25 protein-coding genes are annotated in these 24,018 nt (G+C 67.5%); 12 read left to right on the top strand and 13 right to left on the bottom strand.

Annotated elements, in window-relative coordinates; translation table 11 throughout:
* Window positions 1–153: 153 nt before the first annotated feature.
* The 7 genes from ABIC61_RS16480 to ABIC61_RS16450 form a co-directional block, all read right to left on the bottom strand.
* Window positions 154–1,278: a tyrosine-type recombinase/integrase gene (locus ABIC61_RS16480; RefSeq protein ID WP_354030790.1), complete on the bottom strand. Its 1,125-nt coding sequence runs from the start codon at window positions 1,276–1,278 to the stop codon at window positions 154–156.
* Window positions 1,262–1,495 (bottom strand): hypothetical protein, encoded by a 234-nt coding sequence (locus tag ABIC61_RS16475; protein ID WP_354030789.1) that lies wholly within the window; start codon window positions 1,493–1,495, stop codon window positions 1,262–1,264. The genes ABIC61_RS16480 and ABIC61_RS16475 overlap by 17 nt, the downstream gene beginning before the upstream one ends.
* Window positions 1,485–2,798, bottom strand: a complete 1,314-nt coding sequence (locus ABIC61_RS16470; RefSeq protein WP_354030788.1) for a replication initiator — start codon at window positions 2,796–2,798, stop codon at window positions 1,485–1,487. Before ABIC61_RS16470 ends, ABIC61_RS16475 begins: the two co-directional genes overlap by 11 nt.
* A gap of 43 nt (window positions 2,799–2,841) precedes the next feature.
* The gene (locus tag ABIC61_RS16465; protein WP_354030787.1) at window positions 2,842–3,249 is read right to left on the bottom strand and encodes a hypothetical protein; all 408 of its coding nucleotides are present in this window, start codon (window positions 3,247–3,249) and stop codon (window positions 2,842–2,844) included.
* The gene (locus ABIC61_RS16460; protein ID WP_354030805.1) at window positions 3,246–4,649 is read right to left on the bottom strand and encodes an FtsK/SpoIIIE domain-containing protein; all 1,404 of its coding nucleotides are present in this window, start codon (window positions 4,647–4,649) and stop codon (window positions 3,246–3,248) included. Before ABIC61_RS16460 ends, ABIC61_RS16465 begins: the two co-directional genes overlap by 4 nt.
* Entirely contained in the window at window positions 4,649–5,047 is a 399-nt protein-coding gene (locus ABIC61_RS16455; protein ID WP_354030786.1) for a plasmid replication, integration and excision activator, read from the bottom strand. The genes ABIC61_RS16460 and ABIC61_RS16455 overlap by 1 nt, the downstream gene beginning before the upstream one ends.
* A gap of 81 nt (window positions 5,048–5,128) precedes the next feature.
* Window positions 5,129–5,908: a GntR family transcriptional regulator gene (locus ABIC61_RS16450; protein ID WP_354030785.1), complete on the bottom strand. Its 780-nt coding sequence runs from the start codon at window positions 5,906–5,908 to the stop codon at window positions 5,129–5,131.
* Between the two features lie 245 nt (window positions 5,909–6,153).
* Here ABIC61_RS16450 and ABIC61_RS16445 point away from each other — a divergent pair, with 245 nt between their 5' ends.
* From ABIC61_RS16445 to ABIC61_RS16435, 3 genes are read left to right on the top strand one after another with little or no spacing between them, the layout of a single operon-like run.
* Window positions 6,154–7,236, top strand: a complete 1,083-nt coding sequence (locus ABIC61_RS16445; protein WP_354030784.1) for an ABC-three component system protein — start codon at window positions 6,154–6,156, stop codon at window positions 7,234–7,236.
* Window position 7,237: 1 nt separating this feature from the next.
* Complete coding sequence (locus ABIC61_RS16440; RefSeq protein ID WP_354030783.1) at window positions 7,238–7,720, top strand: ABC-three component system middle component 2; 483 nt, start codon at window positions 7,238–7,240, stop codon at window positions 7,718–7,720.
* Window positions 7,721–7,743: 23 nt separating this feature from the next.
* Window positions 7,744–9,591: a hypothetical protein gene (locus ABIC61_RS16435; protein ID WP_354030782.1), complete on the top strand. Its 1,848-nt coding sequence runs from the start codon at window positions 7,744–7,746 to the stop codon at window positions 9,589–9,591.
* 317 nt (window positions 9,592–9,908) lie between these two features.
* On the opposite strand, the gene ABIC61_RS16430 is transcribed toward ABIC61_RS16435, so the two are convergent.
* Window positions 9,909–10,919 (bottom strand): aldo/keto reductase family protein, encoded by a 1,011-nt coding sequence (locus ABIC61_RS16430; RefSeq protein WP_354030781.1) that lies wholly within the window; start codon window positions 10,917–10,919, stop codon window positions 9,909–9,911.
* Between the two features lie 242 nt (window positions 10,920–11,161).
* Here ABIC61_RS16430 and ABIC61_RS16425 point away from each other — a divergent pair, with 242 nt between their 5' ends.
* The gene (locus tag ABIC61_RS16425; RefSeq protein ID WP_354030780.1) at window positions 11,162–12,154 is read left to right on the top strand and encodes an NAD-dependent epimerase/dehydratase family protein; all 993 of its coding nucleotides are present in this window, start codon (window positions 11,162–11,164) and stop codon (window positions 12,152–12,154) included.
* A gap of 88 nt (window positions 12,155–12,242) precedes the next feature.
* On the opposite strand, the gene rocD is transcribed toward ABIC61_RS16425, so the two are convergent.
* Together rocD and ddaH are read right to left on the bottom strand one after the other, a co-directional pair.
* Entirely contained in the window at window positions 12,243–13,463 is a 1,221-nt protein-coding gene (rocD, locus tag ABIC61_RS16420) for an ornithine--oxo-acid transaminase (RefSeq protein ID WP_354030779.1), read from the bottom strand.
* Complete coding sequence (ddaH, locus tag ABIC61_RS16415; protein ID WP_354030778.1) at window positions 13,463–14,353, bottom strand: dimethylargininase; 891 nt, start codon at window positions 14,351–14,353, stop codon at window positions 13,463–13,465. The genes rocD and ddaH overlap by 1 nt, the downstream gene beginning before the upstream one ends.
* 245 nt (window positions 14,354–14,598) lie before the next feature.
* On the opposite strand from ddaH, the gene ABIC61_RS16410 reads away from it, so the two are divergent.
* From ABIC61_RS16410 to ABIC61_RS16395, 4 genes are read left to right on the top strand one after another with little or no spacing between them, the layout of a single operon-like run.
* Window positions 14,599–15,036: an Lrp/AsnC family transcriptional regulator gene (locus tag ABIC61_RS16410; RefSeq protein WP_071293350.1), complete on the top strand. Its 438-nt coding sequence runs from the start codon at window positions 14,599–14,601 to the stop codon at window positions 15,034–15,036.
* A gap of 10 nt (window positions 15,037–15,046) precedes the next feature.
* Window positions 15,047–15,415, top strand: coding sequence for a hypothetical protein (locus ABIC61_RS16405; protein WP_354030777.1), 369 nt, complete (start codon window positions 15,047–15,049; stop codon window positions 15,413–15,415).
* Between the two features lie 17 nt (window positions 15,416–15,432).
* Window positions 15,433–16,266: a nitroreductase family protein gene (locus tag ABIC61_RS16400; RefSeq protein ID WP_354030776.1), complete on the top strand. Its 834-nt coding sequence runs from the start codon at window positions 15,433–15,435 to the stop codon at window positions 16,264–16,266.
* Entirely contained in the window at window positions 16,263–17,027 is a 765-nt protein-coding gene (locus tag ABIC61_RS16395; RefSeq protein ID WP_354030775.1) for a YqjF family protein, read from the top strand. Before ABIC61_RS16400 ends, ABIC61_RS16395 begins: the two co-directional genes overlap by 4 nt.
* 13 nt (window positions 17,028–17,040) lie before the next feature.
* On the opposite strand, the gene ABIC61_RS16390 is transcribed toward ABIC61_RS16395, so the two are convergent.
* Complete coding sequence (locus ABIC61_RS16390; protein ID WP_354030774.1) at window positions 17,041–17,658, bottom strand: hypothetical protein; 618 nt, start codon at window positions 17,656–17,658, stop codon at window positions 17,041–17,043.
* A gap of 76 nt (window positions 17,659–17,734) precedes the next feature.
* Here ABIC61_RS16390 and ABIC61_RS16385 point away from each other — a divergent pair, with 76 nt between their 5' ends.
* Genes ABIC61_RS16385 through ABIC61_RS16375 form a run of 3 tightly spaced genes read left to right on the top strand, consistent with a single transcriptional unit; the run spans window position 17,735 to window position 18,894 of the window.
* The gene (locus tag ABIC61_RS16385) at window positions 17,735–18,091 is read left to right on the top strand and encodes a hypothetical protein (protein WP_354030773.1); all 357 of its coding nucleotides are present in this window, start codon (window positions 17,735–17,737) and stop codon (window positions 18,089–18,091) included.
* Window positions 18,092–18,101: 10 nt separating this feature from the next.
* Complete coding sequence (locus tag ABIC61_RS16380; protein ID WP_354030772.1) at window positions 18,102–18,665, top strand: dihydrofolate reductase family protein; 564 nt, start codon at window positions 18,102–18,104, stop codon at window positions 18,663–18,665.
* 31 nt (window positions 18,666–18,696) lie between these two features.
* Window positions 18,697–18,894, top strand: a complete 198-nt coding sequence (locus ABIC61_RS16375; RefSeq protein WP_141399800.1) for a hypothetical protein — start codon at window positions 18,697–18,699, stop codon at window positions 18,892–18,894.
* Between the two features lie 45 nt (window positions 18,895–18,939).
* Here ABIC61_RS16375 and ABIC61_RS16370 read toward each other — a convergent pair whose 3' ends face one another.
* Window positions 18,940–19,668, bottom strand: coding sequence for a tyrosine-protein phosphatase (locus ABIC61_RS16370; RefSeq protein WP_354030771.1), 729 nt, complete (start codon window positions 19,666–19,668; stop codon window positions 18,940–18,942).
* Complete coding sequence (locus ABIC61_RS16365) at window positions 19,661–23,236, bottom strand: proline dehydrogenase family protein (protein WP_354030770.1); 3,576 nt, start codon at window positions 23,234–23,236, stop codon at window positions 19,661–19,663. Before ABIC61_RS16365 ends, ABIC61_RS16370 begins: the two co-directional genes overlap by 8 nt.
* Window positions 23,237–23,372: 136 nt before the next feature.
* Here ABIC61_RS16365 and ABIC61_RS16360 point away from each other — a divergent pair, with 136 nt between their 5' ends.
* Window positions 23,373–23,849 carry a MarR family winged helix-turn-helix transcriptional regulator gene (locus ABIC61_RS16360; protein WP_144756882.1) on the top strand — a complete coding sequence of 159 codons (477 nt, stop codon included), beginning with the start codon at window positions 23,373–23,375 and terminating at the stop codon, window positions 23,847–23,849.
* Window positions 23,850–24,018 lie beyond the last annotated feature (169 nt).

Genomic DNA, 24,018 nt, shown 5'->3' with positions numbered 1-24,018 from the left:
CAGCACTGAAGAAGAACCAAACCGTGTGCAGCTCGGCTGCAAACCCAGGCGTGCGGACCAAGTTCTCTCGCACTAATCGCCGCGGGAAGCCGTCGACTTCGACCACGTCATCCGGGAAGTCCCGCAGCGACTCCGCGAGGGTCAACTCACCGTTCACGGTCCCGTCCCTCCTAGAAACAGCTGGTCAAGTGCACCGGTTGCTCGCACTGCGGAGTCGGAACGTGCACGGCTGTAGCGCTCCGTGACCTGCATCGAAGAGTGTCCCAGGATCGCCTGCACGTCGTTGGCAGCGCTCCCGGCATCGAACAGGAGCGTTGCGAGAGTGTGTCGGAGATCGTGGATGCGCAGATCTGGTCGGTCCAGGACGCGTCGAAGGTTCGCCCAGTCGACGGCCCGACGGACGTTCGACACCTGCAGGCGTCCCCCCTTGGGACCGGTGAACACGAGATCGTTGCGGCGTTTGCCCTCGACCTGTTCGGCTATCGAGGGCAGGAGCGTCCCTGGCAGGGGGACGGTTCGCTCCTTGTGGCTCTTGGGGCTCTGTTCGACCAACTCACCATTGCGTCCAGGGGAGAAGCTCCGCCGGACGTGGATCACTCGTCCTGCGAGGTCGACGTCGGACACGCGAAGAGCGCTAGCCTCCCCCGCTCGCATACCGGTGAACACGAGTGCCGAGAGGTACGCACGGTAGGGACCGTCCTCCACAGCAGCGAGAAGCGTCCTGACCTCAACAGAAGACAGCGCTCTCGACCGAAAACTCCGAGCTCCGTCTTCGCGAGGCCGACGAACCAATCGCGCCGGGTTCCCGCCGATCACGCCGAACCGGACCGCACCGTCAAGAAGCCGACTGAGCATGGCAAGAGCGTCGTTGCGAGTCGAAGCCGATCCGCTCCACTGTCCGATTGCCTCATCGACGTCGCCGGCAGAGATCGTCTCCAACTTGCGATGCCCGAACCACGGCTGCACCCGGCGCCGCCACGCAACGTCGTACCCGCGAGCCGTGGCCGGACGGATACTCGATTCGATGGTCGGCCAGTACCGCGAGTGCCAGACATCGAGGGTCATACCGCCGTCTGGCTTGATCCGCGTTCGGGCTTCACTCCGCACACGCTTCGCCTCGGCAAGCGGCCCGACGAGGAAGCTCCGCTCTCGATCCTCCCCGTTCAGGCCTGTTGCCCAGACGCGGACCTGGTACTTCCCGCGGTCAGTCCGGTACCTAATTCCTTCGGGGAGCGGCTTCCGAGTCCGTGGGTCCAGCCGCTCAGTGCGCTCGGCCACTGGTACCACCCGATTCGAGGAAGCCGACGATGGTCGACGTCTTCCAGAGCATGTGCTTCCCCATGCGCGCGTCCGGGTACGGAACCCTGGACTGGCGGCGCAGCGCATCGAACGTCGACAGCGGAACACGGCAACGCGCAGCTGCCTCTCGTCGCGTGAGGTAGGCGTCCTCCTCCACAAGTGTCGTTTCTTCGTGAGCTTCCTGATCAGCGAACATCGCCGTCTCCTCTGTCTGGCCTCTTGGTGTGTCGCGAATCTCTCCATTGCCTCGCCGCGCGGGCAGCTTCGATCGCGAGAGCCTTGTCGCCCTGCGAGGTCCAGCCCATTCCGGCGTAGGACCAACTCCCGATGACGAGCACGCTCTCGACTTCTCCCCCGTCAGGCTCACTTGCAGCCGCGGCGACGCGTCCAAGTCGCCACTGATGGCGTGCGTCCCGCAGAGAGCCGAGTGTGACCGAGTACCGCCTCGACTTCGTCGAGAAGTGGCCACGGAATCCGAGCATCCGAGACCAACGCTCAAGCAGCACGTACGGCGAGTGCGGTTCTGCAGAGACGCCGATCTGTTCGGCGATCTCGCGGAGCCTGACGAGGTGCGGACGGGGCGAGGCCCCCGCATCCAGATCTTCCGTCGCCTTGGTCGCGTACTTGGCGATGTACGCGGCGACGGCACGATCCGACAGGTGTCCATCGAGACCTTCGCTTCGAACGATCGGCTTCACATCGATCTGCCGCCCCCAACGGAGCACGTTCGGTAGGCGTCCTGACGGAAGGCTGGGCGGTTGATACCGCACCGCACGCGCAGCCCGGCGGATCGCTTGCGTCAGGTGAGCGGTCGTGATGCGATCATCTGGCGCTGGGAAAGCATCGTCGCCGTCAACACCGTCAACACCGTCAAGTCGGACGATCGCGTGGAAGTGGACGGCGCCGCGCTTCTGGAACTCCGCAACTTTCGCGAACTGCGGTCGGACAAGGGTCGAGGCCTCTCGCTGACTCATACCGAGGACTCTGGCGAGCTCCCTGCGGAGCTGGATGGTGAATCGCCTCCACAGCTCGGACGAGAAGTACTGCCACACGATGTGGTCCTCGTAGGCGTAGCAGTCTGGGCAGATCGCATCGCCGAGCTCGGGACTGCCCCCACCGTGTCCGGTCGCGCATTCCGGCCGACGACCGTGTCTGCAGGGTCGTGCCCGCGCGCAGGCCGCGCCGTGTACGGGTCCGAACGAAGGAGCGGTCAGGGTGAGGAAGACCATCGGGTGGGCCGCGACTGAGTTGGGAACGCCCTTCATGCCGCCGGCCGCGCCAGCCATGATCATGTGCCAGGTGTCGCCCTTGTACTCATGGCTGCACGAGGCACAGCGTTGCGCGCGGCGGTTGCCGCAGCGGGTGAAGAGGACGTGATCCGGCTGGTCGGCAGACGAGAACCTGGCGCGCTCCTCCCCCGTCCCAGATCCGAAGGTCGTGGATGCTCCGACAAGCCGAACCGGGTTCGTGCAGAAGCCCACCCGGGCGGCGCCACGCATCCAACGGTCGAACCCTGGACTACGGAGACGGTGCGCGACTGACTCAGCGAGGCCCATCAGACACCACCAGTTCGGGGACCGCGCATCCGATCGGGTACACGTACCCAGTCACGTCGTCTGTGCGCAACACCGGTCGGCAGACGTCGACCGCGGCGTGCTCCTTGCGTCGTTGATCGATCCAGTCGGTGAGCTGCGCGTCAGTGCACGACTGGTTCGCGATGTGCCCGTACCGCTGGACGAGTGAACGGTCTGCAGGATCTGGCGCGACGTAGATCGCGTGCTCTGCGCCGTTCGTCGTGTCCCACGAGATCCGCAGGTTGCACATCGATGGCTTTGTCTCGGCCGCGGCTGGAGCGTGTTCCACTGTGGTCAAGTGGCCGACGATCGCACCGCCGGCGACGAGCAACCCGGCGACGACGATGACCAGTGCGGATCGTGCGATTTTCTTCATGACTCCTCCTTCGGATGAGCAGTGCTCCGCGTTCGACGTCGCGGACGGGCAGGCGCACGGGCACCTTGTGTCTCAGGCACGACCACAGGCTTGGATCGCGGCGCTGCAAAGGCTCTGGCCGTGTGCGTGATCAGGGCATCGTCCGCGTATCCGGCACGCACCCGCTGCGGTGTCGCGAGCTCGTCGGACAGGACGTAGGCCGTGCCGGGCGCACTGATCGGGATCTCGTGGCACAGCGCGCCAGCAGCGACAGAGCCGTCACCGAGCACCATCGAGGTTTCGGTTCGGTCACGGAGGCGAAGCCCGATCGTCTGTGTGAAGAGCCCCCGCGCAGGCAGTGTCTCTTTGCGTGGATCCTGCAGGCACGCGATCACCACGAAACCGACAGCGCGCCCTTGTGACGCGAGCGTTGCGATGCTGGCGTTCGCCCGGCGCTGCAGATCCCGGTCTGGTTCGTACGCCGTGAGAGCCGCGAGCTCGTCGATCAACACGATCACGAGGGGCGCCTCGGTCGAAGCTTCGTGCTGCCGGGTCGTCCCGGCGAGGTCGAGAGCCCGTGCTTGCATCTGAGCGACGGCCTCCTCGAGCATGGTCACCGCGTGCACCGAGTCGTTCGCGAAGCGAGTCAGGAGAGGCTTACCCATCCCGAGCTCCATGCCGCCCTTGAGGTCGACGCCCCAGACTTCGACCATCCCGGATCGGACTGCGCCGGCGAGCCCCAAGAGGAGCGCCCAGACGATCGACGCCTTGCCGCTTCCCGAGGCACCAGCAACCAGCGTGTGCGGGCCGAGACGGAGCCTCCAATCGTCGCCCTCTTCAGTTCGGCCCATCGTGACTGCTCGGCCGTCCCATTCATCGCTTGGAGCAAGTCCGAACGGTTCGCCAAGAGGGTCGGCGTAGTACAGGCGCAGTTCGAGTTGATCGATCCGCGTGCCGGACAAGGTGGCGTGGCGCGCCCCGAATGCTGCCGCGATCCGGTCCAGGTGCGCTCCGACGTCCCCGGACGTGAGACCGCTCGGAAGGTACAGCGGCACAAGACACGCGTCTGCGTCCCAGCTCGGTGAACCGATACCGGCCGCGATGCGGGATCCACTCGGCCCATGTGCCTCAAGCCGGAGCGTCTGCGCGAGAGCTGGCCAGGCAGCCACGATGTGCCGGGAGATCGAGCGCTGCTGCGCTCGGTGGAGGGCTTCATCGATGTTGCCCCACACCCGCAGACGGCGAAGTACGAAGATCAGTGCCACGAAGCCGTTGAGCCACCAGACGACTGGCAGCCAGGTGGTCACGATTTCCAGGAGGGTGAGGACGATCAGTCCGATCAGCACCCATCGGAGGCGTCGGGCGAACCCCTCGAACTCGTCAGCCCAATAGCGCGCCTCCTTACGAACGGACCAACGCATCACTCACTACCCCGTGCCTTCGCTGCGGCCTTCATCTCGCGAGCCCGGAGCGAGAACGCGACGCGTGGTCGGCCGCCGTTCTCCTTCACGTACGGGGTGACCGACAGCCCATCGAAGACGACCGGGCGGAACGGGAGGCCTTGGATCTCCGGCGGGGCGACCGGCTCGCTGATGCTGATGATCTTGACCGTGACCTCGTTCTGGCCCTTGCGTGCGTCAGGGTCGGCGTCGATGACGCGCACCTGCCACATCGGCTGACCGGAGTTCTTGTCGAGGTCCTGCCCCTGACGCTGGCCGTCATCGGACCACTTCACGACGGGCTCGACGTCGCCCACCATGAACGCGCCCTTCGGGAAGTACGCGTCGAAACTCACCGGGATTGCTGTCTGGAGTGCCATGAGGTTCCTCTCTGGGTTGGTCTCTCTAGATAGGTTGCGGTAGGCGCGCTGCAACACCTACTGAGATCAACCGTGACCTATCTAGATAGGTGAGTCAACGAGCGCCACTGGCGCACGACCGTCACGAATGGTTTCCGCACGTATGACCTCAACCCCACCGCTCAGTCCGACATGCCGCATGACAAGCACCGACTGCTCCCTCGGAAGAAGCAGATCCGCAGCCTCGCTCCGAGTCGGCATCCTGCTCAGGACCTCCTCGTGCAGTCCATCCACTGAGTCGGCCACCGCGCACAAAGACGCTACGGATTGGGTGACAGCGTCGCCATGCGGCGAGGCCCCAGGAAGGACGTAGCGGCTCACGGCGAAGACCTGGCCTGAGTGCTTGTGGAAAATCTCCAGTAATCGGCCCTCACCCAGCCACTGCGGAGCGGAAACCAGCCCTCCTTGGTCAGACAACGCGCGAGAGTCGGTCAGTCGAAGATCACCCGCGGCGAGCATCGCCCGCATGTCAGCGAGGTCCGGGAGCTTCGGCAGCGCACCTGTCAGCGCAGGCAACGCTGACGCGTCGAACGAGAGCGTCCTCATGGCCACGCGCAACGGCGGTGGCCCGTCCACGTACACACCCTTGCCCTTCTCCGACACGATCCGACCCGCTGCGCGAAGGACGTTCAGCGCCTCGCGGATCGTCATGGGTGCAACGCCGAAGTGCCTAGACAGCTCGGGCGTCGACGGCAGCATGTCGCCAGAGGCCAGCGAGCCGGTCTGCATGAGATCGAGGAGCCGGTCGGCGATCTGGCGATACAGCGGATCGCCAGAGGCTCGGTCGAGCTCGCCGAGGTCAGAAGCAGCCAGACGGTTCATATCTAGACAGGTTACCCGACTGCCCCGCCCAGCGCTTCAGCCCGAGCTGTGAGTACTTTCTCTACTCGTTCAAGGCCGACCTCCGGTCGGACCCACCCCCTGCGGTGCGTCCGGTCCTCGCTACGCTGCGGTCCGGGCGCTCCTCGGCGGCGGACCCACCGATAGCTCCTTGCTGCCGATAGGATCAGCGAAATCGCGAGTCAAAGTAGACTCCGCATCAGGATTCAGGGGGAGCCGCGCCAATCATGCCGAACGTCGCAGACACGCCGATCGTTCCGGAGGACCTCGCCGCCCCGGATGCGACGGATCTTGGACTCGGATCGGGCCCACCCGTGCCACCAGAACATCGCGTCTACTTTTATGCACCGGACGATTGGGAACAGTTCATCCTCGAATGGGCATATTCGCTGCATAGTGGATATGTTCAGGTGAAACGCATTGGCGGCAGCGGTGACCAAGGAATTGACATCGCGGGATTCCTCAGCCCCAACGACTTTGAAGGCGAGTGGGACTGCTACCAGGCTAAACACTACGCCGAGGCGCTTACACCCGCTACTGCTTACGCCGAAATACTAAAGATGTTCGGGCATGTCGCCAAGCAACATTACACGATGCCACGAAAATACTATTTCGTGGCGCCGAGAGGAGCAGGCCCCACCCTCAACCGCCTCATCAGTCATCCTGCGGAATTTAAGACAAAGTTTCTAGCTGCGATCGCCGACGGAACAGCCCTAGCCAAAACCCTGGACGTCCACGATCTCACCGCCGTACGAAAACTGGCAGCCACCACAGACTTCGCCATTTTTACCGCAACACAACTTACAGAGCTACTGAGCGACCATGCGCAGACGCGATATCACGCATTCCGATTTGGCACAGTGCTCCCGCAACGAGCTCCGGTTGATCCTCCCCCAACTGATTTCGAATCGAGCGAGGCACGCTATATCGAGGAATTACTGCGCGTGTACAGAGAGGCCACAGGATCCGTTGACCTCAATATTGAAACACTTCAAGCACACGCAGATCATCTCGCACATTTCCGACGCCAACGTCGTGCGTTCTACAGCGCCGAGGCGTTGCGGATGTACGCACGAGACTCAGTACCTCCTGGCACATTCGACCGCCTTGTAGACCACCTCCACGATGGCGTTATTGAGGTAGCTGAAGCAAACTACCCGAACGGGCGTGAACGGCTAACGGCTGTACTTACGCAAGCAACCAACGTGCAGCTCGACAGCCAACGCCTTGTCGAGATCACCGGCCCAGAAGACCGACGGGGTGTGTGCCACCACCTGGCTAATATGGACCGAATGAAGTGGGTGCGGTGACATGACCAGCCCCTTGAACGGCGCTTTAGAGATCGGTGTGCGCGTAAGCGCTATACTGACCGCCTGCTTTCCGTCGAACGTAGATGTCGCTCGCCTCGTGCTTCTCGATCACGCACTGCTACATACCGCCGACTTAGGCGGGCCCCCAAGCCTTCATCCGGAGCTTCCGCTGAGGAGTGGAGAACTTGGGATGAAGCGAAGCTTGATCACCGACGGTGTCGAATTCGCGTGCCGCGTGGGACTTGCTGAGGTCCAAGCAACGGCCAGCGGGATCGAGTTCCGCGCGTCCGAGAACGCCCCCGGGTTCTTAGGGCTTCTGAAAGCCGCCTACTTCGCTGATCTTGTAGAACGTGCGGAATGGGTCTGCAACACTTTTTCCGGAACGAGCGACCCCGAACTACGATCGGAAATTGCAGAAATACTCGGTGACCGATCCGAGGAGTTCGACGCCACCGATCCAGCTGATTATTTGGAGACCTCGTGATTCGGCTGACTCATCTTACTCTCGTGGGCTCCACTGTTGAACCCGCATCAGTGAGCTTTGGCCCAGCACTTTCTGTTATCCACGGGCCTTCGGACACCGGAAAGTCCTTCATTGTAGATGCCATCGACTTTGCGTTAGGCAGCAAGAAACTCAAGGTGGTCAAAGGACTCGATAGCTACTCCCATGTACTCCTTGGGCTAGCAACTCGCTCCGGTGATGAATACACCCTAGCGCGCCCCATTAAGGGCGGGCGTGTAGGGCTCTACACGAGCGACATTCGCACGGCACCAGAATCTCCACCTGACACTACTCTGGCAACATCGCACAGCCAGGACAAGGAAGACAACCTCTCGCGTTTTCTCTTGCAATTGACTGGGTTCGACGGCCTTCGAATCAGGAGGAACGCTAGAAACGAGACAGACTCCCTCAGCTTCCGTAATCTAGCTCACTTCTCAGTCGTTGACGAAACGCAGATGCAATCCGAGCTTGAGCCGGTATATACGGGCATAAGCCCTACAACCCGAACAAAAGAATTATCGACCCTCAAACTCCTACTAGAGGGAAACGATGACTCGGACCTCACCGCGGTCGCTTTAACGCCGCAACAGACGCGCGCGAAAGCGGCGAAGTCAGAAGTTGTCGAGTCCCTCATTGAAGGGCTTGAACGGCAGCTTGCGGAAGTTGCAGAAGAGCGTGAGTTACGTGACCAGCTTTCGCGATTACTGGAGAGAGTAGACACTCTCAATGGCTCGCTGAACGACGCATCGCGCGAGCGGGCCGATGCAGCAAGACTAGTTGCATCGTCTGAAGCCGAGGTGAGTGAACTTCGAGCTGAATTCTTTAGAACACGTTCGCTGGCCGCGCGGCTCACTCTACTCGATACGCAATACACGTCAGATCTGTCACGGCTAGATATGATTGGGGAAGCCGGGAGTCTCCTGGGATTCTTCTCCACCGATACTTGCCCGTTCTGTGGCAACAGCTTGGACGGGTCATCTGCACATTTGGTAACGCACCAAGAAACAGCACCATTCTCCGAAGCAGTGCAGTCCGAGGTGGAAAAGACGTCCCAACTGCGCGCGGATTTGCGTAGTACGTTGTCCGATCTGGAGTTCGACCAGGAGGCCATTCGCGAGAACCATTCGCACACCCTGCTGACCCTGCGGCAGCGTCAGAACAACCTCAGAGATCTTGACGCGGATCAAGCCCCTATCTTGCAGGAGATTCGGACCTTGCAAGATAAGCGGCTCGAAGTCCAGCAATCTCTTGCTCTCTGGGATCAGCTTCAAGCTTACAAGACGCTACTGGCCGAGATTCAAGCAGAAACGGTCGCCGAAAAGGTTGTTCAGGCACAGTCCATCAGCCTGCTAGCAATCGACGCCTTCTCGTCACAGGTTTCTGACGTCCTCGCGCAGTGGGGCTACCCGGACGCTGAGCATTCCAAGTACGACCGCGCAGAGAATGACATCGTGGCTGACGGTCAGCTCCGTTCAGGCCATGGGAAGGGCGTGCGGGCCGTTCTGCACGCAGCGTTCACAGTAGCTCTCGCACGATATTGCGTTGCGATGGACTTGCCGCATCCTGGGTTTGTGGTACTCGACTCACCTTTAGTCACCTATAAACCGCCGAAGCAGGGCGGTGAAGACCTTCGTGGCGAGGCTGCCCTTCTTCCATCTGACTTCACCGCCCGCTTCTACGCATCGGTAGAGGATCTAGCGTCGAGCGTGCAAGTGATCGTCATGGAAAACGTGAGTCCGCCGAGTGCTAATGGCGGTGGTCTTCACGAGGTCGAGTTCAGCAAGTCCCCCTCAAGCCCTCTGCGGTACGGGTTCTTCCCCTACTCGCCGCCTCAATCCACCACGGAGGCTTAGTCGGGCCCTGTGCCGGTTGGGTGCCGGGTGGTCGGTTGAGATCATTGAGTGCGGCCTGCGACTAACGAGCGGGAGCATGCGTGTTTTTGTGGCGAACTAGGGGCTTTGAGCACACGCTAGGGCGGCAGATCCAACTGAAAATCGAAAGGTCCACGGATCGATGCCGTGTCCAGCCACGGTGAAGAGCCCCTCACGAGAGTGAGGGGCTCTTTTGCGTTTCCGAGGCCCGCCCCCTGATCCGCAAAACACCGGTGCTTGTACGTCGCACCGCCACATGACGGTGTTCGACGCACAGGCACCGGTGCTTCGCGGCCCGGCTAGGCCTCGCGGGTCTTCGGGCTGCTCTCCTGCGTCTTCGCCGGGTCGCGCTCGACGACCGAGCCGAGGGCGTCGTCGATGCGGGACAGCAGTTCGGCGGGGATCGCCACTCCGGCAGCGCCGGCGTTGTCGTGCACCTGCTCCGGTCGCGAGGCGCCGATGATCGCCGATGCCACGTTCTGGTTCTGCAGCACCCACGCGACGGCGAGCTGTGCCATCGACAGGTTCAGCTCGTCGGCGATCGGCTTCAGGTCCTGCACCGCGGTGAGCACCTCGTCGCGCATGAACCGCTTGATCATGTTCGCGCCACCCTTGTCGTCGGTGGCGCGCGAGCCCTCGGGGAGCGGCTGACCCGGCTGGTACTTCCCCGTCAGGACACCCTGGGCGATCGGCGACCACACGATCTGCGAGATGCCGAGCTCCTCGGACGTCGGGACGACCTCGCCCTCGATGACCCGCCAGAGCGCGGAGTACTGCGGCTGGTTGGAGATGAGCTGCACGCCGAGGTCCTCGGCGAGTTCATGCCCGGCACGTAGCTGCTCCGCCGTCCACTCGCTCACGCCGATGTACAGCGCCTTGCCCTGACGGACGACGTCGGCGAACGCCATCATCGTCTCCTCGAGCGGGGTCTCGTAGTCGAACCGGTGCGCCTGGTACAGGTCGACGTAGTCGGTCTGCAGGCGCTCGAGGGACCCGTTGATCGACTCGAGGATGTGCTTCCGGCTCAGCCCCGTGTCGTTGTGGCCCTTCGGGCCGGTTGGACCGAACACCTTCGTCGCGATCTCGAGCGACTGCCGCCGCTCCCCCTTCAGCGCTTCGCCGAGGACGGTCTCGGCGCCGGTGTTCGCGTAGACGTCGGCGGTGTCGAACGTCGAGATGCCGACGTCGAGCGCTGCCCGGACGCAGGCGATCGCGGCGTCGTTCTCCACCTGGGAGGCGTGGGTGAGCCAGTTGCCGTAGGTGATCTCGGAGACCTTGAGGCCCGAGTTGCCGAGGTAGCGGTACTCCATGTGCGTGTCACTCCTGTCGTGGCCGCGTCGGTGCGGCTCCGCGGGCGACGGTAGTCGCGGTGGTCAGCCGGCGACTCAGCGGGCGACACGACGAAACCCCGGCGATGTGGCCGTGGCCAGGGATCGTTCCGGGGTCTACCCGTCGAGTCTTGCACACCGTCGGCGACTGCACACGGACGGGTAGGTGCAGGATCGGAGGGGTTGCGGTGCAGTGGTGCACCGCCGGGAGCGAAGGAGCATCCATGTCGGGACCGAGCGTGCTGTTCATCGGCGGCAGCGGGGTCATCAGCGCCGCCTGCGTCCGCGAAGCCGTCGAGCAGGGGTTCGACGTGACCGTGCTCAACCGCGGGACCACCGGGGGCAGGCCGATCCCGGAGAGCGTGACGCGCCTCCAGGCCGACGTCTCGGACCGCAGCGCCCTCGCGGACGCTCTCGGCGACCGGACCTGGGACACGGTCGTGAACTGGATCGCCTTCACCCCGGACCAGGTGCAGGCCGACGTCGAGTACTTCGCGGGCCGGACCCGGCAGTACGTCTTCATCAGCTCGGCCTCGGCGTACCAGACGCCGGCGACGCACCTGCCGATCACGGAGTCGACGCCGCTGAAGAACCCGTACTGGCAGTACTCGCGCGACAAGATCACGTGTGAGGAACTGCTGATGGAGGCGTATCGGGAGCGGGACTTCCCGGTGACGATCGTGCGGCCGTCGCACACCTACGACGAGACGAAGCTGCCGCTCACGGGTGGGTGGACTGCGGTCGCACGCATGCGGGCGGGGAAGCCGATCATCATCACCGGGGACGGATCGTCATTGTGGACGATCACGCACAGCCGGGACTTCGCGGTCGGGTTCACGGGGCTGCTCGACCGCGGCGAGGCGATCGGCGAGGCGTTCACGATCACGAGCGACGAGGCACCGACGTGGAACGCCATCGCGCAGGAGATCGCCGCAGCGGCGGGGGTCTCCGATCTGCGGATCGTGCACGTGCCGGCGGACGCGATCAACGCGGTGGACCCGGAGTGGGGTGCGGCGCTCCTCGGCGACAAGGCGAACAGTTCGGTGTTCGACAACAGCAAGGTCCGGACGCTCGTGCCCTGGTACCGGCCTCGCACGCCGTACCGGCACGGGGTGCGCGAGGTGATCGCCTGGTTCGAGGCGAACCCCGACGCGCAGGTCGTCGACGAGCGCCTGGACGCCCTGATGGACGAACTGGCGGCCCGCTGGGCGGTCTGACGCAGCGTCCACTGAGCAGAAATCGTCGGGTGCCGCGAACGGACCCGACGATTTCTGTTCAGTCGACGAACGGCCTCAACGAGCCGCCTCAGCGCGCGGCGAGCACCTCGGACAGCGTCCCGATCGCCAGGCGGATCTCGTCGTCGGTCACGACGAGCGGTGGCGCGAACCGGATCGTCGACCCGTGCGTGTCCTTCACGAGCACCCCGCGTTCGGCGAGGTCCTGCGAGATCTGCTTCCCGGAGCCGAGCGCCGGGTCGATGTCGATCCCGGCCCAGAGTCCGGCGACGCGGTGCGACACGACCCCGCGACCGACGAGGTCGTCGAGCAGTCCGCGCAGGAGGGGTTCGCCGTCGAGGGCCCGCTGCTGGAACGTGCCCTCCCCGAGCATCGCCACGACCTCCGAGCCGACGGCCGCCGCGAGCGGGTTGCCGCCGAACGTGGACCCGTGCTCACCGGGACGCAGCACGCCGAGGACGTCGCGCGATCCCACGACCGCGGACACCGGGACGATGCCGCCGCCGAGCGCCTTGCCGAGCGTGATCAGGTCGGGACGGACGCCGACGCGCTGCACCGCGAGGGTGTGGCCGGTGCGACCGAGGCCGGACTGGATCTCGTCGGCGACGAACAGCGCGCCGAACTCGTCGCAGATCTCCCGGACGGCGGGCAGGTACGACGCCGGCGGGATCACGACGCCGCCCTCGCCCTGGATCGGCTCGAGCAGCACGGCGACGACGGTCTCGTCCATCGCCTCGCGCAGCGCCGCAGCGTCGCCGTAGGGCACCGTGCGGAAACCCGGCGTGTACGGGCCGAAGTCGTCGTGCGCCACGGGGTCGTCCGAGAACGACACGATGGTCGTGGTCCGGCCGTGGAAGTTCCCGGACGCGACGACGATCGTCGCCTGCCCCGCGGGGACCCCCTTCACCCGGTAGCCCCAGGCACGCGACACCTTGATCGCGGACTCGACGGCCTCGGCACCGGTGTTCATCGGGAGCACCAGCTCGGTGTCCGTCAGCGCGGCGAGCGACGCGGCGAACGGGCCGAGCTGGTCGTTCACGAACGCACGCGAGGTCAGCGTGACCCGGTCGAGCTGTGCGCGGGCGGCGTCGAGCAGCCGCGGGTTGCCGTGGCCGAAGTTCACGGCGGAGTACGCGGCGAGGCCGTCCAGGTAGCGCTTGCCGTCGACGTCGGTCACCCACGCGCCGTCGCCCGAGGCGATGACGACGGGCAGTGGGCTGTAGTTGTGCGCCAGGGAGCCGTCCTCGACGGCGAGCGCCGCAGCGGTCGCCGTCCCGAGAGCGGTGCCCATCAGGACCGCGCCACCGAGTTGCCGGTGCCGACGGGGTGCAGGTCGAGCGTGCAGCACTTCACGCCGCCGCCGCCGAGCAGCAGCTCGGACAGGTCGACGCCGATCGGGTTGTAGCCCTTCTCCCGGAGCTGCTCAGCGAACCGGACGGCGCGCGACGCGATCACGACGTTGTACCCGTCGGAGTACGAGTTCAGGCCGAGGATCGAGGCGTCCTCCTCGGTCGCGATGATCGCGTCCGGGAAGCGCTCGCGCAGGATGGCCAGCGACGGCTCGTCGAAGGCGCTCTCGAGGTAGGCGATGTTCGACCGGCCGGAAGCGTCGGGCTCGGGGTCGAGCACGGCGATGGCGGTGTCGAGGTGGTAGAAGCTCGGGTTGATCAGCTTGAGCGTGACGACCTCGCGGCCGTAGATCTCCGCGAGCTCCTCGTGCGAGGTGCTGTCCGAGCGGAACCCGGTGCCGGCGAAGATGGTGTTCCCGACGAGCAGGAAGTCACCCTCGCCCTCGTTGGTCTGCTCGGGGTCGGCGACGGTCAGGCCGTTCGCGGCGAACCACTCCATGTACGCGGGGCCCTCGGGCTGGCGCTCGGGGTACTGGAACTTCGCGCCGTAGGCGATGCCGTCGAGCACGAAGCCGCCGTTGGCCGCGTAGACCATGTCGGGCAGGCCGTCGATCGGCTCGATGTACGAGATGTCGAAGCCGAGTCCTTCGTAGACGTCGACGAGCGACTGCCACTGCTGGACGGCCTTCGACGTGTCGGTCGGGTCCTCGGGGTGCATCCACGGGTTGATCCGGTAGCTCACCGTGTAGAAGTCCGGCTTGCACATCAGGATCGTCCGCTTGGTCGCGGTACGGGCCGGTGCATCGGTGGTCGAGGGTGCGGTGTTCGACATCAGTCCTCCTGGAGGGACCGGGGCCCGAGCCTGCCAGGAACCGAAACGGAACGGGGTGAAGTGCTCCGGCGAGATGCAGGCTCACTCACCGTAGCGGACCAGGTCGACGCCGAGACCGATCCTCGCACGAACCGTCCGAACAGTGCAGCAACGGATCGCGAAACACCGTGACACCCGTTCGGGGCGCGCACGTTTCGTGCGCGGAACCCACCGGTCGTGCAACAACTCCGCGTAGCATGGGTCCAATGGATTCGCTCGACCACCGCATCCTGGACCAGCTCCGGGAGAACGCCCGCGCCGGCTACGGCGACATCGGGTCGGTGGTCGGACTCTCGGCCTCCGCCGTGAAGCGCCGCGTCGACCGGCTCGTCGGCGACGGGGTGATCCAGGGCTTCACGATCAAGGTCGACCCCGCCGTGGAGGACCGCGGCACCGAGGCCTGGGTGGAGCTCTACTGCCGCGGCACGGTCTCCCCCGACGAACTGCGCTCCCTGCTCGACACCGTCCCCGAGGTCATCGACGCCGGTACGGTCACGGGCAGCGCCGACGCCGTCGTGCACATGCGCTCGAAGGACCTCTCTGCCCTCGAGGAAGCGCTCGACAAGGTGCGCCTCGCTCCGCAGGTCGACCACACGCGTTCCGCGATCGTGCTCTCCAAGCTGGTCAGTCGCGAGACCGCGTAACGTCCGGCAGATGGGACGGGAAGCGGTCTGGAGGCGCGGCGCGGCATGCAAGCGATCGCGCACGGCCCGCCGTCTGGTCACCGCTGCGGGCCTCGCCTACGTCGCGAACTGCGCCTGGGGCACCGCCGTCGCGGTGCGGCTCATCCGCACGAAGAAGCTCCGGGTCGTCCACCACGGTCTGTTCGTCGTGACCGCCACGCTGACGGGTGTCGCGGCGACGACCCCGGTGTGGACACGCGACCGGTCGGCGCTCTTCCTGCTGCCCGCGCTCGTGCCCCTCGCGGTCGCCCCACGCACGAACCCGCGCTCCGGAGCACACTGGAGAGTCGCGGTCGCCGCTGCGCCGTCCTACCTGGGGGCGGTGCTGTTCCGGCGCTGACCGCGGGGAGGACAGCAGTGGAGCTCTTCGAGGCGATCCGACGTCGGCGCACCACCAACGGGGCGTTCCTGCCCGACCCGGTCTCCGAGGAGCACCAGCGGTTGCTCATGGAGCTGGCAGGGCGAGCGCCGTCGCAGCTCAACAGCCAGCCGTGGCGGTTCGTCCTGGTCGAGGAGCGGGCGACGATCGACCGCGTCGCCGAGATCAGCGGCTCGTCGATGACCAGGACCATGGCCGAGGGCACGTTCTTCGAGCGGTACCGCCCGTACTTCCGGTTCTCGCAGGCCGAGATGGACGAGCGCCGCGACGGCATGCTGTTCGACAAGCTCCCGGGACCGCTCAAGCCGTTCACGAAGCAGGTGTTCACGAAGCGCGGGCAGCTCCTGATGAACACGCTCCGGGTGCCGCACACGCTCGGTGAGGAGAACCGGAGGCTCGTGGCCGGGTCGCCGCTGCTGCTCGGGGTGATGCTCGACCGGCACGAGTACCGGAAGGAGGAGCTCTCCGGCTTCTACTCGGTGTTCAGCATGGGGGCGGCGATGGAGAACATCTGGCTCGCCACCACCGAGCTCGGTCTCGGGATCCAGTTCGTGTCCTTCCCGATGGAGACCCCGGGCGCGTGGGCGGAGATCGAGGGGCTGCTCCGCGTCCCCGAGTCGCTCGAACTGATGGCCGTCTACCGGATCGGGTACCTGCCTCCCGAGCGCCGGCGTCCCGCGATCGACTGGACCTCGAGCGAGCGGAAGCGCCCGTCGCAGTACGTGTTCCGCGGGACCTGCGACACCCCGCAGCAGGGGTGGGACGACGCGCCCGTGGCGGGGCACATCGCGCCGGAATCGACCATCTCGTGACCGCGACCGTGCCCGACGGAGGCGATCCGCGCCTCCAGGCCGTCGCCCCCGGCCTCACCGGACGCCCCTGGATCGAACAGGCGTGGCGGGACGTCGTCTTCGTGCACTGGCGCGTCGACGTGTCGGCGGTGGCCCCGCTGCTCCCGGCAGGCACGCGGCCGGACACCCTCGGGGTCGACGGCGTCGACGACGGCGCGACCACGTGGGTCGGCCTCATCGCGTTCCGGTTCTCGGACACGCGGTTCCCGCCGGTCTCCGTGGGCCGCGTCGGCGACTTCATCGAGGTGAACGTGCGCGTCTACACCGTCGACGACCGTGGGCAGCACGGAGTCGTGTTCCTGTCGCTCGACGCGGGCAAGCTCGCACCGACGGTCGGCGCACGCGTGGCGACCGGGCTGCCGTACAAGTGGGCGGTGGCGCAGCAGCGACGACCCGCGGCCGACCGGGTCGCCTACGCGGTGCGGCGACACGGGACCCACCTGCGCTCCCTGGTCGACGTGCGGACCGGGCCGCCGATCGCGGAGCCCACGGCACTCGAGACGTTCCTCACGGCACGGTGGGGCATGCACGTGCACCGGCTCGGCCGGACGCGCTTCTGGCCGAACGAGCACGAGTCGTGGCCGTTGCACCGGGCTTCGGTGGTGTCGCTGCGGGACGACCTGGTCGGGGCCGCGGGGCTGCCGTTCGCGCTGACCGAGCTCGAGCCGGACTCGGTGCTGTACTCGCCCGGGGTCGTGACCCGGTTCGGGCTCGGGCGCTGACGTCGGCCCCGGCCTAGCGGAGCGGTGCGCGGGCTGCGGCTCGGAACTGGTGGACGACGATCACCGCCGAGAACAGCGCGAACACGCCACCGGCGATCCAGGCGGGACGCTGGACCCGCGAGACGTCGTCGACGGTGAGCCCGATGACGGCGAGCGTGGCACAGATCGCACCGACCACCCCGAAGGCCCACATGACCGCGAGGTGGTCGAAGCGGGGCACGGCGCGCGCAGAAGTGAGCGTCAGCGGAAGCGCCACGAGCCCGAACAGCATGCCGAACGGCAGGCCGACCAGCAGGGTCGCGAGTGCGACCACACCTCCGGTCGTCACCGCGACCACCACGTGCGTGACGTGACCGCGCCAGGAGGCCTCGACCGTCTGCTCGTCGTACGCGCGCCAGCTGGTCACGAACAGCGCCACGGCGCCGGCGGTGGTGAGCGCGGCGGCCGTCAGCCCGACGACGAGGGCGAACACACCCCCGAACCCGATGCCGCCGAGGACCTCCACCGCGGCGAGGAGCACGGCCATGACCGGGACGGGCCAGATCTCCCGCCACCGTGTCGGGGTACGGAGGACCCAGCCGGGCGGTGCCTCCTCGGCGAGGTCGTCGGTCTCGGGGTCTCGGGTCTCCACCCGGCCATCATGCTCCGCGAGCGCCGCGGGACATCCGCTGTGCGGACGCACCGGCGGCGTGCGGTGGACTGGGCACATGAGCCGAACGACGACGATGGTCGAGATCGCCCGAGCCGCGATCGGGGTCGGGCACGCCGTCCGGGTGTTCCGCGGGAGTGCGAACCCGGCGCTCGACGTCGTGCTCGCCGTGCGACAGGTCGCGCAGGCCGTGCTCGTCGGGCGGACGGGCTCGGGCGATGCGCACACGCTCAGTGCAGTCGTCGACACCCTGCACGGCGTGACGATGGTCCCGCTCGCCGCAGATCCTCGACGGCGACGGTTCGCCGTCGGACAACTGTGGATCTCCGCGGGACTCGCGATCGCCGAGGTCGCGGCCGTCGGTCCCGGCCGTGACGGGGCCGGTCGACGCCGCAGCGTCGGTGGTCGTCGCTAGCGTCGGGAACATGAGCACGACCTACTCCGTCGCCTCCTCCCTCGACGGGTTCGTGGCCGCACCCGGTGACCACCTCGACTGGCTGCTGCAGTTCGGCTTCGAGCCGTTCCAGGAGCACTACGACCGCTTCTTCGCAGGGGTCGGCGCGATCGTGATGGGGTCGACCACCTACGAGTGGCTGCTCGCCCACGACGACACCTGGGCGTACCCGGACCTGCCGACCTGGGTGTTCACGACGCGCGACCTGCCCGTGCCGGACGGCGCCGAGGTGCACTTCGTGTCGGGATCCGTGGCGGACCACCAGGCGATCGTCGAACGGGCAGCCGGGGAGCTCGACGTGTGGGTCGTCGGCGGTGGCCTGCTCGCGGCGCAGTACCAGCAGGCAGGACTGCTCGACGAACTCCGGGTGACGGTGATGCCGATCGCCCTCGGCGCCGGGTCGCCCCTGTTGCCGGTGGCCGCGCCGACGCCGGTGTTCGAGCTGGTGGGCACCACCCCGTTCAGCGGCGGGGCGGTCGAGCTGCACTACCGCTCAGCGGACGGCGCGCTCCGAGAAGCGCGCACCGGAGCCTGACGCCCATGGGGCACGGCGTAGCGTCCGCGACATGAGCGATCACGAACAGACCGAGCCCGTCATGGACGGCGCCACCGAGGCCACGAACCACGAGAAGCTGCACGGCCTCATCGAGCAGGTCGACCACGATCACGCGGGCGAGGGCGCCGGCGCGATGGCCGACCACCTCCGCGACCGCATGGACGAGACCGGCGTCGAGGACGAGGAAGCCGGCGACACCGAGGACTGACCAGCGGGTTGGTGCGGAGGCGTCCCGCCGGGCCGTACCGACCGGTCAGGCGACGTCCGCGCGGAACGTGCGCAGTGCCTCCAGGTCGGCGTCGTCGAGACCGGATCGCTCGACGAAACGCACCACGTCGAACCCGTCGAGCGCAGCGCGGAACGCGCCCGCGACGGTGGTGCCGTGCTCGGCGCACAGGGCCTCGATCTTCGCCTCGTTCGACGGGACGCCGATGGACGCCAGCAGCGCCGGCGCGTTGTCGACGGTGACGAGGTAGTCCGCCACGATCGCCTCGGGCTCGACGCTCGCGATCGTCAGGAGCGCGAGCGCGATGATGCCGGTGCGGTCCCGTCCGCCGGCACAGTGGAACAGGACACCGCCCGGTTCGGCCCGCGCGATCGCCCGCAGCACGGACCCGGTGCGCTCCGGGAGCTCGTCGAGGTGCGGGCCGTAGTACAGCGGGGTGCCGACCAGGCCGGTCTCCCAGTAGGCCGACCAGAACGACGGGGCGTCGTCGAGGCCGTCGTGGTCGATCACCACGGTGGTGATCCAGTCCGGGCGGGTCCCGGTGTCCTTCGCGGTCTCGGACGGCGCGCGCAGGTCGACGACCGTCCGGATGCCGGCGTCGTGCAGTGCCTGCCAGCCGTCGGCCGTCAGACGGTCGACGCTCTCCGACCGGAACACGCGACGGGCCGGGGTCGTCCCGCCGCCCTGCAGCGGCAGACCGCCGAGGTCGCGACCGTTGAACAGGCCGTCGGCGTGCAGGGTGCGGTCCTCAGACATGCAGCTCCGACAGGTCGGGGTCCAGGTCGCCGAACCGGTGCGCCGTGATCGACACCGACTGCTCGCGGAGGAACGGCAGCATCTCGATGATCCCGGCCTCGACGACGGGGGCGTCGTGGATCGCCACGTCGACGCTCGCGCCGAGGGCTTCCTCGAGTGCGAGGGGGTCGCCGCCGACCAGCCGGATGCGCGCACCCGGACCACCGAACACGGTGTGCGCGGGCGGCTCCTGCCCCTGCGCGAGCACGGTCTCGAGCGCGTCCTGCGTGTCGTCCTCGCCGCTCGTCCAGGATGCGCGGAAGACCTCGCCCGACGCTGCCCGACGCAGGAACTCCTCGTCGGTCTCGACCAGGTGGTCGACGACGTCCAGCGGGGACCGGCTCGACGCGAGCAACTGCGTGAGCGGCCCGGGGAGCGGCCGAGCGCTGCTCAGCAGCACATGGGCACGGGCCGCGGTCGCGGCGGCGAGGACGCGGACGAGGTCCCCGCTCGTGGCCCCCTCGGCCTGCCGCACGATCACGGACTGCGGACGCCAGCGCAGCACGTTCCGCTGCACCACGAGCGCCGAGGGGTCGTGCGAGACGCCGAACTCTGTGGCCCGCGCACGGACGTCGCTCAGCGCGCCGGCGCGGACCTGGTCGAACTCCTCGAACGACAGCCCGCTCCGGGCCGCCTCGATCACCGCGGTCACCCGTGGCGGCAGCCCGTGCAGCTGGATGCTCTTGTGCACGGTGCGCGGGATCGGCTGCCACCGGCCGAGCGTCGCGACGTACATGGACCCGCCGGCCTTCGTGCCCGTGCCGACGGCGGAGCGCTTCCACCCGCCGAAGGGCTGGCGACGGACGATCGCTCCGGTGATGCCGCGGTTGACGGACAGGTTGCCCGCCTGGACACCGGCGATCCAGTCCGCGACCTCGTCGGTGTCGAGCGAGTGGATGCCCGCCGTCAGCCCGTAGTCGGTGCCGTTCTGGATCGCGAGGGCCTGATCGAGCGTCTCGGCACGCATGATGCCGAGCACCGGACCGAAGTACTCGGTCTGGTGGAAGTCGCTGCCGGGCCGGACGCCGTCGCGGATGCCGGGCGACCAGAGCCGTCCCGAGTCGTCGAGCGGTACCGGCTGCACGAGCCAGGACTCCCCCGGACCGAGCTCGGTGAGCCCGCTCCGCAGCTTTCCCGAGGGCTCGGCGATGACCGGCCCCATCTGCGCCGTCGGGTCGTCCGGCCAGGCCACCCGGAGCGTGCGCGTGGCGTCGACGAGCTGCCGGCGGAACCGTTCGCTCTCGCCCACGGAGCCGACCAGGATCACCAGGGAGGCGGCCGAGCACTTCTGGCCGGCGTGCCCGAACGCCGACTGCACGATGTCCTGCACGGCGAGGTCGAGGTCGGCGCTCGGCGTGACGACGATCGCGTTCTTGCCGCTCGTCTCCGCGGTCAGTGGCAGCCCGGCACGCCACCAGCGGAAGGAGCGTGCGGTGTCCGCCGAGCCGGTCAGGATGATGCGGTCGACGGCGGGGTGCGCGATGAGGTCGCGGCCGAGCTCGTCCTCGTCGAGGTCGACGAGCTGCAGCAGGGAGTGGGGCACCCCGGCGTCCCAGAGCACGTCGGCGAGCAGGGCGCCGCAACGCTTGGCCTCTGGCGCGGGCTTGAGGACGACGCCGCTGCCCGCGGCGAGGGCAGCCAGGACACCCCCGGCGGGGATCGCAACAGGGAAGTTCCACGGCGGGACGACCACGGTCAGGCGCGGCGGGACGTACCGGGCACCGTCCCCGTCGAGCACGGCCAGGTGCCGCGCGCTCTCGGCGTAGTGGTGCGCGAAGTCGATCGCCTCGCTGACCTCGGTGTCGGCCTCGGACAGGGTCTTGCCGGTCTCGGCCGCCATCACCTCGACGAGGTCGGCACGCCGGGTCTCGAGCTCGTGGGCGATGAGGTCGAGGAGTTCCGCACGGTCGGACGGGTCCTGCCGTCCCCAGTTCACGCCGGCCTGCGCGGTGCGGGCGACGATGCGTTCGAGCTGCGACCGGTCGGAGACCTTCGCACCGCGGATCGTCTGCGCACCGAGCTGCGAGCGCGGGACCCGACGGAGGACGTCGAGCGCCCACTCCCGGTTGGCGGCGACTGCCGGATCGGTGTCCGGGACGTTGTCGAAGCGTTCGCGGTGCTCCGGCTCGCCGATCGGCACACGGCGGTCCTGCGTGCGGTGGGTCGACGGGACCGGCTGCCCGAGCGCGGACACCGAGGCGAGCCACCGGCCGCGCTCGCGTTCGAAGACGCTCTCGTCGTGGTCGATCTCCGCGGCGCTCGCGATGAAGTTCTCGGGGCTCGCGCTCTCCTGCAGCCGACGGGCCAGGTACGCGATCGCGGAGTCGAACTGGTCCGGCTGGACGACCGGCGTGTAGAGGAGCACCTGCCCGACGTCGGCGCGGACGGCGTCGGCGTGGGTGGACGCCATGCCGAGCAGCATCTCGACGTCGATCCCGTCGGTGACCCCACGACGCTGGGCGAGCACCCACGCGGTGGCGAGGTCGAACAGGTTGTGCCCGGCGACACCGATGCGCACCGCGTCGATCCGCTCCGGCGTGAGTGCGGCGTCGAGCATCCGGAGGTACGCCGTGTCGGTCTCCTGCTTCGACCCCCACGTCGCGAGCGGCCACTCGTGCAGGATCGCGTCCACCCGCTCCATCGCGAGGTTCGCGCCCTTGACGAGTCGGACCTTGATCGGCGCCCCGCCCCGTGCTCGTCGTTCCTGCGCCCACGAGGTCAGGGACTCCAGCGCGCCGGCCGCGTCGGGCAGGTACGCCTGCAGCACGATGCCGGCCTCGAGCCCGAGGAACTCGTCGCGGTCGAGCAGCGCTCGGAACACGGCGAGCGTGACGTCGAGGTCGCGGTACTCCTCCATGTCGAGGTTGATGAACTTCGCCCGGCCACCGGACGCCAGTGGAGCCGCCGCCAGCCGGTAGAGCGGCACGAGCCGGTCCACCACGCGCTCGACGGTCTGGTCGAACGCCCACATCGACATCTGCGGGACGACCGAGCTCACCTTGATCGAGACGTAGTCCACGTCGTCGCGCGCCAGCAGGTCCATCGTCCCCTGCAGCCGACGGTCGCTCTCCGCGCTGCCGAGCACGGCCTCGCCGAGCAGGTTCACGTTGAGCCGGGTGCCCGGCCCGCCGACCTTCGCGAGCGCAGGACCGAGCTTCGCGGGTGTGGCATCGATGACGAGGTGCCCGGTCATCCGGCGCAGGATCTTCCGCGCCGTGGGGACGACCGCCCACGGGGCCATCGTCGCGAACCCGCCGCCGAACGTCACCGCACCGCGGAGGTACCACGCGAGGAAGTCCGGGACGTCCCGGCTGACCTGCTCGAGGTTGCGGGCGGCGACCCGGGGGTCTTCCGGCCGGATGACCTTGTCGACGAACCCCCGCGTGAAGTCGAGGCCCTGCTCGTCACGGAGGACACCGGCGAGACGGGCCGCTCCGGCGTCCGGCTTCGCCCCGGCGGACGCCGCCAGCCACCGCCGCACGAGGGCGACGGCGTCGTCGGTGCAGTCCTGCAGTCGGGCGCTCGGCATGCCTCGATCGTAGGCCTCGCCACCGACTCCACCTCGGAGCGAGCCGTGTGCGCCCACCGAGTCGTCTGGGCGGGACCCGGTCATACGAGCGGATGATCATCGCGGCGAACAGGTCCGAGGTCGATACGCTGGCGAAATGCCGAACGAGGGGGCCGGAGGCCACGACTGGGCCACGTGGGACGCCTACCACGACGTGTGGCGACGACTCGACCGGGCGTTGGACCACGCCGTGCAGCAGGGAGCGGGGATCTCGATCCCGGAGTTCGAGATCCTCATCGGACTCCACCGCGAGCCGGAGCACCGGTTGCGCGTGCGCGACATCGCGGCCGGCATCGGGTGGGAGAAGTCCCGCGTGAGCCACCAGGTCACGCGCATGGTCGCGCGCGGGTTGGTGGAGCGAGCGGACTGTCCCACGGACGGCCGGGGCAGCTGGGTCGTGATGACCCCCGACGGCCGTCGCGCGGTGCTCGCCGGCATCCGTGCGCACACGGGAGCGCTCGAGGACCTGTTCTGGAGGCCCGTGGGGGCCGACGCCGAGACGCTGCGGTCCGTCAGCGCGCGGGTCCAGGACGCCATCGGCCCCGACGAGCCGGAATCCGACGCCGCCGGCTGACCCTGCTGGACTCCGCAACGTCGAAGGCCCCGCCCCGGCGGATGCCGGGGCGGGGTCTTCGACGGGATCGGTCCTACTTGATCTTGGCGGTGATGGTGGCGGTGCCGACGAGGAGGCCGCTCTTGACGGCGTCGGTCTTGAAGGTGCTGTTGAGCAGCTTCGCGGCGTC

The organism is Curtobacterium sp. 1544 (assembly GCF_040544915.1).
Classification (GTDB): domain Bacteria; phylum Actinomycetota; class Actinomycetes; order Actinomycetales; family Microbacteriaceae; genus Curtobacterium; species Curtobacterium pusillum_C.
Note: the sequence above shows the minus strand (reverse complement) of the source record. Positions and strands in the feature narration are given on the sequence as shown.

Bases quoted from the DNA above. Each gene is read 5' to 3' on its own strand.
- ABIC61_RS16440 (WP_354030783.1), top strand. From the start codon at position 7,238: ATGACCAGCCCCTTGAACGGCGCTTTAGAGATCGGTGTGCGCGTAAGC.
- rocD (WP_354030779.1), bottom strand. From the start codon at position 13,463: ATGGGCACCGCTCTCGGGACGGCGACCGCTGCGGCGCTCGCCGTCGAG.
- ABIC61_RS16465 (WP_354030787.1), bottom strand. From the start codon at position 3,249: ATGAAGAAAATCGCACGATCCGCACTGGTCATCGTCGTCGCCGGGTTG.
- ABIC61_RS16460 (WP_354030805.1), bottom strand. From the start codon at position 4,649: ATGCGTTGGTCCGTTCGTAAGGAGGCGCGCTATTGGGCTGACGAGTTC.
- ABIC61_RS16470 (WP_354030788.1), bottom strand. From the start codon at position 2,798: ATGCGTGGCGCCGCCCGGGTGGGCTTCTGCACGAACCCGGTTCGGCTT.
- ABIC61_RS16450 (WP_354030785.1), bottom strand. From the start codon at position 5,908: ATGAACCGTCTGGCTGCTTCTGACCTCGGCGAGCTCGACCGAGCCTCT.
- ABIC61_RS16375 (WP_141399800.1), top strand. From the start codon at position 18,697: ATGAGCGATCACGAACAGACCGAGCCCGTCATGGACGGCGCCACCGAG.
- ABIC61_RS16455 (WP_354030786.1), bottom strand. From the start codon at position 5,047: ATGGCACTCCAGACAGCAATCCCGGTGAGTTTCGACGCGTACTTCCCG.
- ABIC61_RS16475 (WP_354030789.1), bottom strand. From the start codon at position 1,495: ATGTTCGCTGATCAGGAAGCTCACGAAGAAACGACACTTGTGGAGGAG.
- ABIC61_RS16410 (WP_071293350.1), top strand. From the start codon at position 14,599: ATGGATTCGCTCGACCACCGCATCCTGGACCAGCTCCGGGAGAACGCC.
- ABIC61_RS16405 (WP_354030777.1), top strand. From the start codon at position 15,047: ATGGGACGGGAAGCGGTCTGGAGGCGCGGCGCGGCATGCAAGCGATCG.
- ddaH (WP_354030778.1), bottom strand. From the start codon at position 14,353: ATGTCGAACACCGCACCCTCGACCACCGATGCACCGGCCCGTACCGCG.
- ABIC61_RS16380 (WP_354030772.1), top strand. From the start codon at position 18,102: ATGAGCACGACCTACTCCGTCGCCTCCTCCCTCGACGGGTTCGTGGCC.
- ABIC61_RS16365 (WP_354030770.1), bottom strand. From the start codon at position 23,236: ATGCCGAGCGCCCGACTGCAGGACTGCACCGACGACGCCGTCGCCCTC.
- ABIC61_RS16385 (WP_354030773.1), top strand. From the start codon at position 17,735: ATGAGCCGAACGACGACGATGGTCGAGATCGCCCGAGCCGCGATCGGG.
- ABIC61_RS16430 (WP_354030781.1), bottom strand. From the start codon at position 10,919: ATGGAGTACCGCTACCTCGGCAACTCGGGCCTCAAGGTCTCCGAGATC.
- ABIC61_RS16370 (WP_354030771.1), bottom strand. From the start codon at position 19,668: ATGTCTGAGGACCGCACCCTGCACGCCGACGGCCTGTTCAACGGTCGC.
- ABIC61_RS16360 (WP_144756882.1), top strand. From the start codon at position 23,373: ATGCCGAACGAGGGGGCCGGAGGCCACGACTGGGCCACGTGGGACGCC.
- ABIC61_RS16445 (WP_354030784.1), top strand. From the start codon at position 6,154: ATGCCGAACGTCGCAGACACGCCGATCGTTCCGGAGGACCTCGCCGCC.
- ABIC61_RS16425 (WP_354030780.1), top strand. From the start codon at position 11,162: ATGTCGGGACCGAGCGTGCTGTTCATCGGCGGCAGCGGGGTCATCAGC.